15 protein-coding genes are annotated in these 16,074 nt (G+C 67.5%); 10 read left to right on the forward strand and 5 right to left on the reverse strand.

All coding sequences use genetic code 11. From position 1 onward, the window contains the following. Positions 1-53: 53 nt before the first annotated feature. Positions 54-782: an SDR family oxidoreductase gene (locus AB0J62_RS19590; protein WP_363872467.1), complete on the forward strand. Its 729-nt coding sequence runs from the start codon at positions 54-56 to the stop codon at positions 780-782. 13 nt (positions 783-795) lie between these two features. On the opposite strand, the gene AB0J62_RS19595 is transcribed toward AB0J62_RS19590, so the two are convergent. Both AB0J62_RS19595 and AB0J62_RS19600 read right to left on the reverse strand, forming a co-directional pair. Beyond that, complete coding sequence (locus tag AB0J62_RS19595) at positions 796-1,344, reverse strand: NUDIX hydrolase family protein (protein WP_134104901.1); 549 nt, start codon at positions 1,342-1,344, stop codon at positions 796-798. Between the two features lie 14 nt (positions 1,345-1,358). Continuing rightward, positions 1,359-2,036, reverse strand: coding sequence for an AraC family transcriptional regulator (locus AB0J62_RS19600; RefSeq protein WP_363872472.1), 678 nt, complete (start codon positions 2,034-2,036; stop codon positions 1,359-1,361). A gap of 87 nt (positions 2,037-2,123) precedes the next feature. Here AB0J62_RS19600 and AB0J62_RS19605 point away from each other — a divergent pair, with 87 nt between their 5' ends. Both AB0J62_RS19605 and AB0J62_RS19610 read left to right on the forward strand, forming a co-directional pair. Further along, entirely contained in the window at positions 2,124-2,885 is a 762-nt protein-coding gene (locus tag AB0J62_RS19605) for a phytanoyl-CoA dioxygenase family protein (protein ID WP_363872475.1), read from the forward strand. Between the two features lie 29 nt (positions 2,886-2,914). Further along, positions 2,915-4,147, forward strand: coding sequence for an MFS transporter (locus AB0J62_RS19610; protein ID WP_363872478.1), 1,233 nt, complete (start codon positions 2,915-2,917; stop codon positions 4,145-4,147). Here the strand turns inward: AB0J62_RS19610 and AB0J62_RS19615 are convergent, their stop codons facing one another. Next, entirely contained in the window at positions 4,148-4,897 is a 750-nt protein-coding gene (locus AB0J62_RS19615) for a hypothetical protein (RefSeq protein ID WP_363872481.1), read from the reverse strand. Between the two features lie 55 nt (positions 4,898-4,952). Here AB0J62_RS19615 and AB0J62_RS19620 point away from each other — a divergent pair, with 55 nt between their 5' ends. Further along, positions 4,953-5,597: a helix-turn-helix domain-containing protein gene (locus AB0J62_RS19620; RefSeq protein WP_130444922.1), complete on the forward strand. Its 645-nt coding sequence runs from the start codon at positions 4,953-4,955 to the stop codon at positions 5,595-5,597. Here AB0J62_RS19620 and AB0J62_RS19625 read toward each other — a convergent pair. After that, entirely contained in the window at positions 5,594-6,058 is a 465-nt protein-coding gene (locus AB0J62_RS19625) for an Lrp/AsnC family transcriptional regulator (protein ID WP_363872485.1), read from the reverse strand. The two genes, AB0J62_RS19620 and AB0J62_RS19625, sit on opposite strands and share 4 nt — an antisense overlap. 158 nt (positions 6,059-6,216) lie before the next feature. Here AB0J62_RS19625 and hppD point away from each other — a divergent pair, with 158 nt between their 5' ends. From hppD to AB0J62_RS19655, 6 genes are all read left to right on the forward strand, one after another. Continuing rightward, positions 6,217-7,419 carry a 4-hydroxyphenylpyruvate dioxygenase gene (gene hppD / locus AB0J62_RS19630; RefSeq protein ID WP_363872488.1) on the forward strand — a complete coding sequence of 401 codons (1,203 nt, stop codon included), beginning with the start codon at positions 6,217-6,219 and terminating at the stop codon, positions 7,417-7,419. 139 nt (positions 7,420-7,558) lie between these two features. Further along, positions 7,559-8,032, forward strand: coding sequence for a hypothetical protein (locus AB0J62_RS19635; RefSeq protein ID WP_363872491.1), 474 nt, complete (start codon positions 7,559-7,561; stop codon positions 8,030-8,032). Between the two features lie 69 nt (positions 8,033-8,101). Beyond that, positions 8,102-9,478 (forward strand): FAD-linked oxidase C-terminal domain-containing protein, encoded by a 1,377-nt coding sequence (locus tag AB0J62_RS19640; RefSeq protein ID WP_363872494.1) that lies wholly within the window; start codon positions 8,102-8,104, stop codon positions 9,476-9,478. 145 nt (positions 9,479-9,623) lie between these two features. After that, complete coding sequence (locus tag AB0J62_RS19645; protein ID WP_363872497.1) at positions 9,624-10,217, forward strand: hypothetical protein; 594 nt, start codon at positions 9,624-9,626, stop codon at positions 10,215-10,217. 48 nt (positions 10,218-10,265) lie between these two features. Further along, the gene (cseB, locus tag AB0J62_RS19650; protein WP_198681741.1) at positions 10,266-10,931 is read left to right on the forward strand and encodes a two-component system response regulator CseB; all 666 of its coding nucleotides are present in this window, start codon (positions 10,266-10,268) and stop codon (positions 10,929-10,931) included. A 3-nt stretch (positions 10,932-10,934) separates the two neighbouring features. Then, positions 10,935-12,194, forward strand: coding sequence for a HAMP domain-containing sensor histidine kinase (locus AB0J62_RS19655; protein ID WP_363872501.1), 1,260 nt, complete (start codon positions 10,935-10,937; stop codon positions 12,192-12,194). 73 nt (positions 12,195-12,267) lie between these two features. Here AB0J62_RS19655 and AB0J62_RS19660 read toward each other — a convergent pair whose 3' ends face one another. After that, positions 12,268-16,020, reverse strand: coding sequence for an endo-alpha-N-acetylgalactosaminidase family protein (locus AB0J62_RS19660; RefSeq protein WP_363872504.1), 3,753 nt, complete (start codon positions 16,018-16,020; stop codon positions 12,268-12,270). Positions 16,021-16,074: the final 54 nt, after the last annotated feature.

A 16,074-nucleotide genomic window follows, 5' to 3' on the forward strand; every position in this document is an offset into this window, starting at 1 on the left:
CCAGGGTCGGCTCGCTCTGCCTGGGCAGCACGATCCGCCGGAGCGTGGACGGCATGAACACGAACAAGATCGCGCTCGTCACGGGCGCCAACAAGGGCATCGGCAAGGAGATCGCGCGGCAGCTCGGGCAGGCCGGGTTCACCGTCCTGCTCGGATCACGCGACGTCGAGCGCGGCGAGCTCGCGGTGAAGGAACTGGTTGCCGAGGGCCTCGATGTGGTCGCGGTCCAGCTGGAGGTCACGAACGAGGTGTCGGTCCGGGCGGCGGCCGAGCGGGTCGAGGCGTCGTACGGGCGACTGGATGTGCTGATCAACAATGCCGCGATCATCCCGGCGGGTGACGATGCCGTGTCGCGGATCGACGCCGGCGCACTGCGGGAGGCGTTCGAGACGAACGTGCTGGGGCTGGTCGGGGTCACCCAGGCGTTCCTCCCGCTGCTGCACAAGGCGAACGCGGCGCGGATCGTGAACCTGTCCACGTCGCTGGCGTCGTTCGAACAGGTCGGGGATCCGGCGTCGCGGATGTCGACCGTGCTGACGCTCGGCTACAACTCCTCGAAGGCCGCGGTGAACATGGTCACGGTCATGCTCGCCAACGAACTTCGCGGCACCGGCATCCTGGTGAACGCTGCCGATCCAGGCAACTGCGCAACCGATATGGGTGGGTGGAGCGCCGCGCGGACGCCTGCCCAGGGTGCGGCGGTCGCCGTCGGACTGGCGACGCTCGGCGCCGACGGTCCGACCGGCGGGGTGTACGCCGAGGAGGGACGCCTCGCCTGGTAGCTCCTGCGGAGTGTCAGACGATGGCACCGGACCAGGCCAGGGCCTGCTTGAGCAGTTGACCGCGGCCGCCCTCGAGGTCGTTCAGGAGACTCGGCGCCAGGGCTTCCTCGGGGGTGAGCCAGGTCAGCTCGAGGGCGTCCTGGCGCGGGTTGCACTCGCCGGTCACAGGTACGACGTACACGAGGGCGACCGCGTGCTGGCGCGGATCGTGCAGCGGGGTCACGCCGGGGAACGGGAAGTACTCCGCGACCGTCACCGGGACCAGCGTGGCGGGCAGGCGCGGGAACGCGGCCGGGCCGAGGTCCTTCTCGATGTTGCGCTGCAGCGCGTCGCGGATCGACTCGTTGTGCATGACCCGGCCGGAGACCAGCGTGCGGATGATCTCGCCGGTCGCGGCCGAGGTCCGCAGCAGGACCCCGATGTGCTCGATCTGGCCCAGGGCGTCGACCCGGGCCGGCACGGCCTCGACGTACAGGATCGGGACCCGCGTCCGGGTCTCGGCGAGCGCGAACTCGGACAGCCAACCGGGATTCGGGTCAGGCGTTTGCAACGACGACGTCATACCCACATCTTTGCTTACGGTCTGAAGGCGGATCGGTACTGGGATGGACTCAGTCCGAATGTTGAGCGGAATCTTCTCGTGGCGTGGCTGGGGTCGTGCCAGCCGACCATCGCGCCGACGCTCGCGACCGGGAGCTCGGTCTCGATCAGGAGGCCGGCGGCTCGCTCGGCGCGGATGCGGTTCAGGTACGCGATGGGGGACATGCCGACGGACTTGCCGAAGAGCCGAATCAGATAACCGGGCGCGAGGTTGACGCGTGCTCCGAGCTGTTCGAGCGTCCACGGCTCGGCGAGGTCGGCTTCCAGCAGGCGCATCGCATGCTGGACGGCGGGGTGCGCGGGCGCGCGGGTGCTGGGACCGCCTGGCACCAGCGCGCCGGAGAGGAGCCCGAACACATCCGGTCCCAGGTAGGCGTTGCGCACGACCAGGCCGGCGCAGTCGACGTACCCGTGCCACTCGCCCGGCCGCAGGACAACCACCGAGTCCGGCGCCAGCTCGACCTCGCCGGCCGCCGACACATGCACGCCCCGCCCAGCGACCACCACCGCGATCTCGAAGAAGGCGTGGCTGTGGACGGCGACGTCCGCGACCAGCTCGAGCCGCTCGCCCGCGACCGGTAGCCGTGGATCCGGGAACACCTCGCTGCTCAGCACGTTGTGCACGACCGCCTCCAGGAGGTCAAGATCAGTCAAGTCCTGGTCAACCACTGCCTGTCCGCAGCAGCGGCGAACAGCGAGTCTGGAATCACCTTCCAGTCAACGGAATCCAGGAGCTCCTCGATGACCACGACCGAGCCTACGACACCGCTCACCCTCGACGAAGAGACGATTTCCGCCTACCGCCGCGACGGCGTAGTGCGGATCAAGAACATCATCAGCCGCGAGGAAGCGGCCCGGTTCCGGGACGCCGCGGTGGCCGCGACCGCGAACGCCGACGACCTGTTCAAGGAGTCGAAGATCTTCAACCAGTACGTCAACGTCTGGCGCGACAACGACGTACTGCGTGAGCTCACCCTCGACCCGCGCCTCGCCGCCGCGGCGACCGCGCTGGCCGGCGTACCGCTGCGGATCTGGCACGACCAGCTGCTGATCAAGCCGCCGCACAACGGCGCCGCGACCGAGTTCCACCAGGACGCGCCGTACTGGCCGCATGCCGGCTCCCGCGCCTCGCTGTCGGCGTGGATCGCGCTGGTCGACGTACCGGTCGAGCGCGGCTGCATGACGTTCATCCCCGGCTCGCAGGACCACCAGAACCTGCGCAGCCAGGACCTGTCCGACCGCGACGACCTGTTCCGCGCCTCGCCCGATCTGCGCTGGGAGGAGCGGTTGACGATCCCGCTGCAGGCCGGCGACTGCACCTTCCACAACGCGTACCTGGCGCACTCGGCGACACCGAACCTGACCGACGACCCGCGGATCGCGCACGTCAACATCTACTTCGACGCCGAGGCGACGTACACCGGCGCCCGTCACGTGGTCACCGACGGCCTCGGCCTGACCGTCGGCGCACCGCTCGACCACGAGCTGTTCCCGGCTGTTTGATCTTTCACGGTGTGACATAAGTTGTCGTTGTGCGTCTGCTCACCGACATCCGTCCGTTGCGTGAGTCAGCCGATTTCCGGCGGTTGTGGATCGGGTCGACGGTGTCGCAGCTCGGTCAGCAGATGACCGCGGTGACGGTGTCGATCCAGGTGTACGCGATCACGCATTCGACGTTCTCGGTCGGTGTCGTCGGGCTGTTCTCGCTGGTCCCGCTGGTCGTCTTCGGGCTGTACGGCGGGGCGATGGCCGACGCGATCGACCGGCGGATCCTGTCGCTCGTCTCCTCGACCGGGTTGTGGCTGCTGTCGATGGTGCTGGTGCTGCAGTCGCAGCTGGACTGGGGCAAGGTGTGGGTTCTGTACGCCGTCGTCGCCTGTCAGTCGGCGTGCTTCGCCGTCAACAACCCGGCGCGGTCCGCGATCATCCCGCGGCTGATCCGCCCCGAGCTGCTGCCGGCCGCGAACACGCTCAGCCAGGCCGCGTTCAACCTGGGCTTCACCGCCGGGCCGTTGCTCGGCGCGGCGGTGATCGCCTGGCACGGGTTCGCGGCGGCGTACCTCGTCGATGTCATCACGTTCACCGCCGCGCTCTACGCGCTGTTCCGGCTGCCGGCGGTGCCGCCGACAGGCGCGATCCGGCGGGCCGGGCTGCGGTCGGTGCTCGAGGGCTTCACGTTCCTGCGTGCCGCGCCGGCATTGCTCGCGACGTTCCTCGCGGACATCTTCGCGATGGTGTTCGCGCAGCCGCGGGCGCTGTTCCCGGCGGTGGCCGGCGCGTTCTTCGGTGGCGGCGTACGGACGGTCGGGCTGCTGCAGGCCGCACCGGCAATCGGCGCGCTGATCGGCGTCATCTTCTCCGGCTGGGTGACCCGCGTACGCCGCCAGGGCGTCGCGATCGTGCTGGCCATCACGGCGTACGCCACCGCCGTCGGACTGTTCGGGTTCTCGCGGACGATCTGGCTGGGGGTGGCGTTGCTCGCGATGTCCGGTGCGGCCGACATGGTGAGTTCGGCGTACCGGAACACAGTGCTGCAGTCAGCGGCGCCGGATGCGATGCGAGGGCGGCTGCAGGGAGTCTTCATCGTCGTCGTGGCCGGTGGGCCGCGGCTCGGTGACTTCGTCGCGGGTACGACGGCGTCGCTGACCAGCCCCACGATCGCGCTGCTCGGAGGTGCCGCGGTCTGCATCACCGGCCTGCTGATCCTGCTCGCCCGGAACCGGCCGTTCCGCGTCTACGACTCGCAAACCCGCGCGCTTAGCTGATCAGCCGCCGGTGGCGAGCTTCTTCAGGACCGTGAACCAGGAGTCCATGTCCGGGTTGATCTCGGTCATCGGCTTGTCGCCGACGGTCACCATCTTGCGATCGCCCAGCGGCTTCTTCAGCTTGAACGGGGTCAGCGAGGCGTTGCTGTCCGGCGGGCACGGGGTGTCGACGTCGACGAACACCAGCACCTTGTCGTCCTGCTCGTCCACCCGGAGGTCGCCGGCGCAGGACAGGCCCGTCCCGATCACCATGTCGTACTCGTCGTACTTCGGGGCGTTCTGGATCCACTTGAGGTAGTGCGGCTTCTTGCCCTTGATCAGCTGGTAGTACTGCACGGGCTGTGGGTTCTTCTCCGAGCTGGGGCCCTTGCCGTCGCCGAGGAACGTGCCGAACACCATGTCGACGCACGGGTCCTTCATGTCCGGGCCGTCGGTCGCGCCGAACGCCTTCGCGGCCTTGTAGCAGCCGACCGCTTCGCGGTTGAAGGAGATGTTGAAGCCGACCAGGATCAGCGCGCCGACGACCAGCGCGATGGCGAGCATCCGGCGGCTCCTCAGCTGCTGCGGTCCGAGGACTCCGGCCGCGCGGCGGGCCTCCTCCGGGGTCGCGTCGGCGGGGATCGGAGCGGTGCGGAACAGGGCCATGATCGAGCTCGTCCACTGCGGGTTGATCAAGGTCGGGATGGCATAAACCAGGATCAGCACCACGGCCACAATGACGGCGGGGAGCAGCGACCAGTAATTTCGCACGGCAGCAAGATACGGGGCCATCGGTCCGCGCCCGAATAACGGATACCCTGGCACCGTGCCAGCCGAGACCTCGCAGACGCTCGACCGGGGATTGACGGTCCTCGAGTTGCTGGCGGATGCCCCGGACGGGCTCTCCATCACCGAGCTCGCCGCGGCGCTGGGGGTCAGTCGGACCGTGGTGTACCGCCTGGTGAACACGCTCGAGCTGCATCGGCTGGTGCGCCGTGACAGCGAGGGGCGAGCCCGGCTCGGTCTCGCCGTACTGCACTACAGCCGGCGCGTGCAGCCGACGCTGCGAGATGCTGCGCTTCCGGTACTGCGTTCGCTCGCCGAGGACACCGGCGCGACGGCGCACCTGACTGTCGCGGACGGTGAGGAGGCGCTCGCGATCGCGGTTATCGAGCCCAGCTGGACCGACTTCCATGTCTCGTACCGGATGGGCTCCCGCCACGCGCTGGACCAGGGCGCCGCAGGCAAAGCGATCCTGGCCGGCCGCCGCAAACCCGACCCCGCCGGCCGCCCCTTCGTCGTCACCTCGGGCGAACTACAGGCAGGCGCCCAAGGCGTCTCCTCCCCGGTCCTCGGCGTCCCAGGCGTAGAAGCCTCCATCGGCGTAGTAGTCCTGGGCAAACTCGACCGAGACTTCGTAGGCCCCCGAGTAGCCCGAGCCGCAGTAGAAGTAGCCAAACGCCTCGCCTAGTTCTTCGTGGCTGCTTCTACCAAGGGGAGTACTCGGTGGGGGATCTGTTCGGCCAGCGCGATGACTGTGGAGGCTCGTTGGATGCCTCGGACGATGACTACCTGGTCGATCACGCGCTGCAGGTCCGCGTTGGAGCGTGCGACGATGCGGCACCACAGGTCCTCGGCGCCGGTGATCGTGTGGACCTCGAGTACTTCGGGGATGCGGGCCAGCGCCTCGGCGACCGTCGTATGGCCTGAGCCCTGCTCGATCTGCAACGTCGCGAACGCCGTCACCGGGTAGCCGATCGCGGTCGTGTCGATGTCAGGGCCCCACCCGCGCACCACGCCGTCGCGCTGCAACCGGTCCAGCCGCGCCTGCACCGTGCCCCGTGCGACCCCGAGCCGCCGCGACGCCTCGAGTACGCCGACCCGCGGCTCGGCCGCGAACAACCGCAGGATCCGGCCGTCCAGTTCGTCCACCGACACCAGGCACCTCCGGCGAGATAGTCAGCCTGACCAAATAGTCCAGCGAAGTCGCCAACATACTGTGCAACCTGACCAGCGAAATAACAAACTGTTGCACAACCTGTCGTCATCCCGCGAGGCTCGGTGCACGTACCCGACCCGGGAGGACCCCGATGACCAGCACCGACCTCACCCCCGCAGAGCTCGACGCCGATCTCGACCTCGACCAGCTCAAGCAGCTCGTCGGCCTGGTGCCGTACGACGAGAGCACCGACCCGTTCCCGGTCACCGCGATGGACGCGGTGGTGTTCGTGGTCGGCAACGCCACCCAGACCGCGAAGTGGTACCAGCTCGCGTTCGGTATGGACCTGGTCGCGTACTCCGGTCCCGAGACCGGCAGCAAGGACAGCAAGTCGTATGTGCTCAAGTCCGGCTCCGGCCGCTTCGTCATCTCCGGCGGCGTGAGCCCGAAGAGCCCGCTGCTCGACCACCACCGCAGGCACGGCGACGGCGTCTCCGACCTCGCCCTCGAGGTGCCGGACGTGGACAAGTGCATCGAGCACGCCCGGAAGGTCGGCGCGGTCGTCCTCGAGGAGCCGAACGACGTCAGCGACGAGCACGGCACGGTCCGGCGCGCGGCGATCGCGGCGTACGGCGACACCCGGCACACGCTGATCGACCGGAGCAAGTACGACGGCCCGTACCTGCCCGGCTTCGTCGCGGCGACCACTCAGGTGACTCGTCCCGAGGGGCACCCGAAGCGGCTGTTCCAGGCGGTCGACCACGTCGTCGGTAACGTCGAGCTCGGCAAGATGGACGAGTGGGTTGCCTTCTACAACAAAGTCATGGGCTTCGTGAACATGGCCGAGTTCATCGGTGACGACATCGCCACCGACTACTCGGCGCTGATGAGCAAGGTCGTCGCCAACGGCAACCACCGGGTCAAGTTCCCGCTGAACGAGCCGGCGGTGGCGAAGAAGAAGTCGCAGATCGACGAGTTCCTGGAGTTCTACGACGGCGCCGGCGCGCAGCACATCGCGCTCGCGACCAACGACATCCTGCGCACGGTCGACATCATGCGGGCCAACGGCGTCGAGTTCCTCAACACCCCGGACTCGTACTACGAGGACCCGGAGTTGCGGTCCCGGATCGGCAACGTCCGCGTGCCGATCGAGGAACTGCAGTCGCGCGGCATCCTGGTCGACCGCGACGAGGACGGCTACCTGCTGCAGATCTTCACCGCCCCGATCGGCGACCGCCCGACGGTCTTCTACGAACTGATCGAGCGGCACGGCTCGCTCGGCTTCGGCAAGGGCAACTTCAAGGCGCTGTTCGAGGCGATCGAGCGCGAACAAGAGCGACGCGGCAACCTGTGAACGATCAAATCCTTGCCGGGTGCAACTGAACACGGCGTGTCGCCGTCCGATTACCGGAATGACTGTTGGGGCAAGCTCCGGTCGCGTAGTGTGCCTTCCTGAGTGTGCGTCGGGGCGCGCACTCAGGAAGGGTTTCGTCATGAAGACACTGGGCATTCTGCTCAGCACCGCAGGACTGGCCGGAGTCGGCGTGCTCACTTTCGCCGCCGCAGCGCCGGCCCAGGCGGCCGAAGCGGCCACCTGTTCAGGTGCGAGATCCATCGCGTCGGCGCCGATGCTGCGCGACCACAAACCACCCAGTTGGGGCACTGTCCGGTTGGTCCGGGACAGCTGCTCGCAGTACTGGGCCGAAATCAGCATGGCCTCGCCGGTGGTGGCCAATGCGAAGGCCAACGCCTTCGTGGTGCAGTACGGCGGCGGCAACGACGGCCGGGTGCTCAGCTGCGACAGCAGCGGCGGCAACGGTTCGGTGATCCAGGGGCAGCGCACCTGCCGGACACCGAAGGTCAAAGGCGGCAGTGGCATCACGTTCGCCGCGATCGGCCGGGAGTACCACAACTACGGCGGCGGCTACGAGGAGATCTCGGAGAACGCCACCAAACGCACCCGCTGACCAAACACGACCTCATCCGGACACTGGGACGGTGCGCGGTACCGCGCAGTAGTTATTAGGCTCGACGGTATGAGTGAGGTTGTCGAGCAGTTGCGTCAGGCCCTGCCGCCCGAAGCGTTGGTGACCGATCCGGACCGGATGGAGAGCTACCGGTACGACCGGGCGATGTTCTGCCCGGCCGGGATGCCCCTTGCCGTCGTGCTGGCGCGGGAGACCGCGCACGTGCAGGCGGCGGTGCGGATCGCGGCCGAGGCCGGCGTACCGATCGTTCCGCAGGGCGCGCGGTCCGGGCTGTCCGGCGCCGCCAACGCGCTCGACGGCTGCATCGTCATCTCGCTGGAGAAGATGGACAAGATCCTCGCCATCGAGCCGGTCGATCGGTACGTCGTCACGCAGCCAGGCGTGTACAACGCCGTACTGTCGCGTGCCGTCGCCGAGCAGGGCCTGTTCTATCCGCCGGACCCGTCGAGCTGGGAGTTCTGTTCGATCGGCGGCAACCTGTCCACGAACTCGGGCGGTCTGTGCTGCGTGAAGTACGGCGTCACCACGGACTACGTGCTGGGTCTGGAGGTCGTGCTCGCGGACGGGCGCGTACTGCGGACCGGCCGGAAGACCGTTAAGGGCGTCGCGGGGTACGACCTGGCCAAGCTGATCGTCGGCAGCGAGGGCACGCTCGGCATCATCACCGAGGCGACTCTGGCGCTCCGGCCGGCAGCAGCCAAGCCGAAGACGATGGCCGCACTGTTCGGGTCCGGCGTCGAGGCCGGTAACGCGATCCTCGAGATCATCCGCAGCGGCGTGTCGCTCAGCCTGCTGGAGATCATGGACCGCACCACGATCCAGGCCGTCAACAAGTACAAGCGGATGGACCTTCCCGAAGAGGCAGCCGCGATGCTGATCGCGCAGTCCGACGCGGGTGGTGAGGCTGGCGCTGCCGACGTCGCGACGGTCGCCAAGCTGTGCCGCGACCACGGCGCTCTCGAGTGCATCGAGGCCGAGGACGACGCCGAGGGGGAGTTGCTCCTCGAAGGGCGCCGCGTCGCGCTGACGGCCCTGGAGGAGCTCGGTACGACGATGATCGACGATGTCGCCGTACCGCGGTCGCGGCTGGCGGAGTTCATCGGCCGGCTCGAGCAACTGTCGGCGGAGCTGGACATCACCATCGGCGTACTCGGGCATGCGGGTGACGGCAACATGCACCCGACCGTGGTGTTCGATCAGACCGACCCGGGCCAGGCGGAGCGGGCCCAGCAGGCCTTCGACCGGGTGATGGAGATCGGGCTCGAGCTCGGCGGCACGATCACCGGCGAGCACGGTGTCGGCGTACTCAAGCGCGCCTGGCTGGCCGAGGAAGTCGGGCCGGTCTCGCTCGACGTGCATCGGGCGATCAAGAACGCGCTGGACCCGAAAAACCTGCTCAATCCCGGCAAGATCGTTGCCGAGTGAGCCAGTCCGCCGCTGTGACGCAACCGCAATAGAACTGTCGAGGCCATTCGACGTCCATGCCCGTCGAATGTGACGTCCGGCCGACACTATGGAAGGTACTTAGCTGAATTCGCGGGGGGACTGGATGCAGGGTAGGAGGCGCCCGATGGGTCTGTGGCGCCGTACCGTGCTGCCTGCCGTCGCGGCTGTGGTCGCGACCGCGGCGCTGTCCGCCTGCGCGAACGGCGGCGGACTGCGGGTCGAAGGCCCCGAGTCCCCGCCCCCGTCGAGCCCGACGCCGTCGGTTGCCTTCGGCACCACTCAGCCGCACCCGGCGCAGACCCCTGAAGTGGCGGTCGATCTGGCCAAAGTCAGGGTCAGACTGCTCGCCGATCGGCACCTGTCCAGCTACGCGCGGACAGTCCTTTCGAATTGCACGGTGATTTCGCGTTGCCTCAGCAGGGGTACGACCGTTGATGTATTGCACAGCGGTAGACCTCAGCAGATCGTCCTGATCCACACCCTGGAGAAGTTCGTCTTCGGTATCTTCCTGATCGCGATCGAGCCCTCGGGCCCGCGACCGATCTGGAACCTGAACGTCGAGCAACCGACCGTGAACGCCAGCCCCGAAGGGGACCTGGTGGTCGAGTCGAAGATCTTTACGATCAACGACCCGGTCTGCTGCCCGTCGGGCCGACGGGTCGAGGTCTACCGTTGGAACGGTCGGCAGATGATCAAGGTGAGCTCGACGGACCAGTAGGGAGACTGAAGTTCGGTGGTACCGGAAGAACCGGCAGCGCGCATTCTCATGGTCGAGGACGATGCGGTGATCCGTGAGGCGACCCAACTGACCCTCGAACGGCACGGCTACGACGTCACCACGGCCGAGGACGGCCTGGAAGCGATCGAGCGATTCGAGAAGATCCACCCGGACGTCGTGATGCTCGACATCATGCTGCCCGGGCTGGACGGCATCTCGGTCTGCCGACGGGTCCGCGAGACCAGCACGGTCCCGATCGTGATGGTCTCTGCCCGCGGTGACGCGCTCGACGTCGTACTCGGTCTGGAAGCAGGCGCCGACGACTATGTGACCAAACCCTTCGACACCCAGGTGCTGGTGGCTCGGCTGCGGGCGGTGATGCGGCGAGCGGTGTCCGATCCGGAGCGCCCCGCGCCGGCGGCCGGTTCCGGCGTCGAGTCGTTCGGCGACCTCGAGCTGGACCGGGAAGCGTTGGAGGTACGGCGCGGTGGCGCGACCGTGCAGCTGACGCCGACCGAGCTCAAGCTGCTGATCGAGTTCGCCAACAACCCCGGCGTCGTGCTGAGCCGATCGACCCTGCTGCAACGGGTCTGGGACTACGAGTGGGGCGGCGACGGCCGGCTGGTCGACGTACACCTGCAGCGGCTGCGGACCAAGATCGGTGCCGACCGCATCGAAACCGTCCGCGGCTTCGGGTACAAACTCAGGGCATAGCGGATGGGACTGCGCGGCAAGCTCGGTCTCATCTTCCTGCTGGTCTCCGCGCTCGCGATCCTCGTGCTGTGCGTCGCGGTCTACACCCAGGCCCAGTCGGCCCGGCTGGACCGCACGCGCAGTTTCGCGGACGAGCGGATCCAGCTCGCGGCGCAGAGCTACGACACCAACGACGTGCCGGTGTTCGGGGCGAAGGTGGACGATCCGGAGCTGCCGCCGCAATTACGCGACGCCGTGCTCGAGGGCAAGCGGGCGACGTTCAAGACCGGATCGCCGCACGCGAAAATGTGGGCGGCGGTCGCGGTCAAGGACGGCAAGGTCCTCTCGATCGAGCAGGACTACGAGACCAGCGACGACTCGATGAAGGCGCTGCAGCGGGCGTTGCTGCTGGGCGGCATCGGCACGGTCGCGCTGGTTGCCCTGGTCAGCGTGATCCTGGCCGGCAGCCTGTCGAAGCGGATCGTTGCCGTGGCAGGTACGGCGCGGCGGATCGCCGCCGGCGATCTGGAAGCCTCGGCGGCCGGAGCCGTTGGCAAAGGCAAGGATGAGGTGCAGGCGCTAGCGACGGCGATCGACACGATGGCCAGCTCGCTCCGTGGCCAGCTCGAGGCCGAGCGCCGGTTCACCGCGGACGTGGCCCACGATCTTCGTACGCCGGTCACCGGGCTGACCACTGCGGCCGAGCTCCTGCCGCCCGGGCGACCGAGTGAGCTGGTCCGCGACCGGGCCAAGGTGCTGCGGCGTCTCGTCGAGGACCTGCTCGAGATCGCGCGGTTCGACTCGGGTGTCGAGCAGGCCGACCTGGAACTGGTCGGTCTCGGCGCCTTCGTCGGATCCGCTGTCGCCCGGCTGCGGATGCAGCAAGCGCTGGCGCCGGACAGCGTGATGGTGTACCTGTTCGGGCCGGACGAGACGGTGTCGACCGATTCACGCCGGATCGAGCGGATCCTGGCGAACCTGATCGTCAACGGACTGCGGCACGGCAAGCCGCCGGTCGAGGTCACGGTCAGCGGCCGGACCGTCGAGGTGGTTGACCACGGCAACGGTTATCCGGAGGAGTTGATTGCCGAAGGCCCGCGTCGGTTCCGGTCCGGGATGGCCGAACGCGGCGTCGGGCACGGCCTCGGTCTGACGATTGCCGCCGGCCACGCGAAGGTTCTCGGCGCCGAGCTCACGTTCGGCGAGGCGCCCGGCGGCGGGGCGCTGGCGCGCCTCGTCCTGCCGCCCGGACCTGAGACGGAGTCGGTGTCGATCACCAGGTAGTTCGGGGGAGCTGGGACAAGCAATGGGGACTGTGGACAAGCAATAGCCTGTTCACAGTCCCCATTGGGTGTTCCTAGTGGGTGCCGTAGACGTTGAGTTCGGCGGCGGAGCCGAAGACGGCACCGTTTAGGGAACTGGTGCCGACCAGCTTCACGTAGCGGCCGGGCCTGGGGGTGAAGTTGAGGCGTTGGACCGCGGTGGAGTTGGGGAACTCGCCTGTGGCGACCGGCGTACCCCAGTCCTGGCCGTCGGGGCTGACATAGAGCTCGTAGCCCTTGAACATTCCGTTGGTGCCGCTCTGCCTGGGCAGGTAGCTGAAGCCGTTCACGGTGTACGTCGACCCGAGGTCGAGCGTGATGTGGTGCGGGAAGCCGGCCGGAGTGGGCACCTCCGACCAGGCGGAATGCCAGATGGTACTGGGGTTTCCGTCGATCGCCATCGTCGCGGCGCCGCCGGTGGCGACGTCCTCGCTGTCCACGTCCGCCACCTTGATCCGGGACTGCGGCACGATCCCCGGCGGGAGCACGGTCGCCTCCGCAATGATCGTTGCCTGACCACCCGTTGCCGTGAGCACGTACTTTCCTTCCGGAGTGCCGGCCGGAGGAGTGACGTCCCAGGTGGTCGTCGCAGTCGCCCCCGCAGCCACGGTGGCGTGCGTCGCGGGCGTGGTCGCCGTGACAGTCCAGCCGTCCGGGGCGGTCAGTCCCAGCATGATGTTGCTAGCGGCAACTACATCGTTGTTGGTGAACGTGGTGGTGACGGTGTTGGCCTCGCCGGAGACTAGACCGCTGACCCCGGACACCGCAACGGAGGTGCAGTCCGCCGGCTCCGACGTCGTACCGAGATCGGTGACGGCGAAGTTGTCCATGATGAAGTCGGTCTGGTCACCGCCATCGGTCAACTTGCGCAGACCGACCCAGTAGTCGCGGCCGCAACCGGCCACGAACTCCTGATTGAACGTCGCCTTGGTCCGCTGCTCGCCGATCGGGGTCGACTTGACCTCGACCGAGTCCGGACGATCGACGCCCTGGACCCACGCGTACTGACCGGCGCGACCGCTCTCGTAGTCGAAGCTGACCTTGTACTTGTGGCCCGGCTGGAGGTTCACCGTCGACGGCGTGGTCCGGTATACCAAACCGGCGTTCTCCTCGTGCGACTTGAGTGACCAATCGCCGTCGAGCACATCGTCGACCAGCTTCCCGTTCCAGCCGGCCTGCGTGTACGGCGCGTGCTTCTTCGCCAGCACCGTACGCGGATCGGTGATCCCGCCCGCATCGCCCTTCACGAACGGACCCCAGCCCTGGTCGACGTTCTCGAAGTCGTCGACAAGCCCGGCAGCAGGACGTGTGGTCTCGACAACCCGGACATCATCCAAACGAACCTTGGCCGAACCTGCTGCCGCTCCTACTGCTAGATCGGCGGTGCTTCCCTTTGCGGTGAAGACGACTCGGGTCCGCTGGTAGTAGGCGCCCTGTTTGTCGTCAGAGGCAACCATGTTCGGCGCAGTCGACCTGGTGACGACGTTCTTGGCGCCGTCGACGCTCAGAGTCGTCGGTCGCGACTTGCCCGGCTCGACCTCGATCCAAACAGATGCGCTGTACGTCCGACCACGCGTCAGTCCGGTGATGCGCTGGCTGATAGACGACTTGCCCGTCCCGAGCGCCGCGACGTGCTGGCCGTTCCCGAGCGTGTCGATCGTCGCGCCGCCGGTCGCGTTCCAAACGTTCAGGTTGCCGGCGTTGAAGCCGGGGTCCTGCAGGTGCGTGCCTTCACCCCAAGCTGCGGCCCGCGGCTTCGGAGCAGCCACCGGGTAGAGGACGTACGGCTTGCCGGCGACGGCGTTGAGCGTGACGGTGCCGTGCTGTACCGGGACGGTGGTCGGCTTGGTGCGGCCGGTGTCGGTCAGTTCGTAGGCGGTGAAGCTGCGGGTACCGGCGAAGGCCGCCGGGACCTGCCACGTCGTACGGCCACCGGCCGGGTTGTAGTGGTAGAGCTTCTTGTTGTTGTCCCACGGGAGCAGGTACTTGTCGCCGTCGAGGACCTTCGCGTTCCCGACGTACACGGCTCGCTTGCCGTTCTCGACCGCGCCGCGGACACCGCCGGTGAACGTGATGTCGTTCGTGTTCCAGTCGAGGATCTTCTGCTGCTGGAGGAACTTCGTCGGCAAGTTCTGCTTCCAGATGTTCGCGGAGAACTTGTTCCAGTCGGTCTCGCCGGTCCAGCCCTCGAACTCGACGATGCTGGCCTGGCCGAGGATCGGGTCGTTGTTCCAGACATCCTTCTCGTGGTTGCGGACGAACCGGATGATCTGCGAGTTCAGGCCCTTGTTCGTCGGGCCGCCGTAGTCGAGGTCGTTGGCCCAGTGCGACCACAGCGACGTACGTTCATGCCGGTCGGCCCACTCGGTCGCGATCTGCCAGCCCTGGTCGGACAGCTGCCGGGTCAGGCCGTCGGCGAGCCAGCCGGACTGGTAGTAGACGTCGATGTACAGCTCCTGCAGGTTCTTGTCGGTCTCGTCGCGGAGCTGCTGGAACCGCTTCACGATGTTGCCGGAGGCAAGATCCGGGCGTTGCTTGATGTAGTAGCTCTGGTTCAGCCAGTTCCAGCCCTTGGCGGTCTTGTCGATCAGGTCCTCGCTGAACGCGTTCGCCTCCGGGTAGGACTCGGTCGCGTTCACGTGGACGCCGAACGCCGCGTTCCAGGACTTGCCCTGTGCGAGCAGGGTGTTGAGGTCGGTCAGCCCGCCGGCGCGGATGTTGTAGTTGCCGCCGTAGTCCGGGTGGCCCGAATCATGGCCCTCCGATGCGTACCCCTTGAGGATCGCCATCTGGCCGAGCCCATCGGTCGAGAGCGAGATCCGCTTGACGTCGTCGAGCGTCCGCAGGAACGGATGGGTGGCCTGGCTGGCGAAGTTGAACGGGATATGCGTGATCACGCGGTCCTTGACCTGGTCGCCGCCGTTCGGCTCGACCATGATCGAGCGGAAGGCGACGGCGCCATCCTCCCAGTCGACGGTCTTGTCGTTGTTCGCGTCCGGCGTCACCACGACCTTCGCCCACGGGAGCGGTTCGGTGTACGGCGAGGTGTCGGCGCGGTGCGTCCACTGACCGCTCCAGACGCCGACGCGCGTACTGCCGTCCGCTCCCTTACGGGCCTGGTGCCAGAACCGGGCGCCGTCATCGACCGATTGACCGGACGGCTTGTCGTACGTCGAGTTGGACTCGATGCCCGCAGCCAGCCCGCTCGTGTTGACGAACGCGTACGCCGCTCCGGTCGCGGAGGTCTCGCCGGGAGTGGCCGCGGTGACCGGCGTGATCTTGTCGGCGGTGCGCGTCGAGTCCGGGTCGAGCGTGGTGAACGCGGTGGTCGCGCCGGCGTCCGTACTCGCGACCGAGACCAGGTCGTGGTTCGGGATGTCGATCGTGTGCACGCGGTTCGCCTCGGTATCGCGGACCGCGTCGATCGCGAACTTCGTCACCCTCCCGGACACGCTCAGACTGGCGTCGAGCTGGACGTCGGGCAGAGCGTCGAAGGCGAGCGTGTACGACGCGCGCCCGTCGCCGACCGTTGGCGCCTTCGTGAGATGCGCGGTCCGGGCTGTGCCGTCGATCGTGATCGTCGAGATCGGGTCCGGCTGGCCGCCGAGGGCCTGCCCGGAGGCGTTGTCGACGTACTTGATCACCCGGGGGAAGTCCGCCCCGACGGTGACCGTCAATTCGTTCGACCGCAGGGTCAGGTCGCCGGCGGCGTGCGCACCTGAGGGCACGCTCAGCACACCGGCAGCCAACGCTACAGCCAGTACTCCACACCCCACTGAACGTTTCATGCGGGAAAAGTTCGCACGTAACCGCTAACTCGTCAAGAGAAACAAACACTAATG

It is taken from the genome of Kribbella sp. NPDC049584 (genome assembly GCF_040675555.1).
In the GTDB taxonomy this organism is placed as follows: domain Bacteria; phylum Actinomycetota; class Actinomycetes; order Propionibacteriales; family Kribbellaceae; genus Kribbella.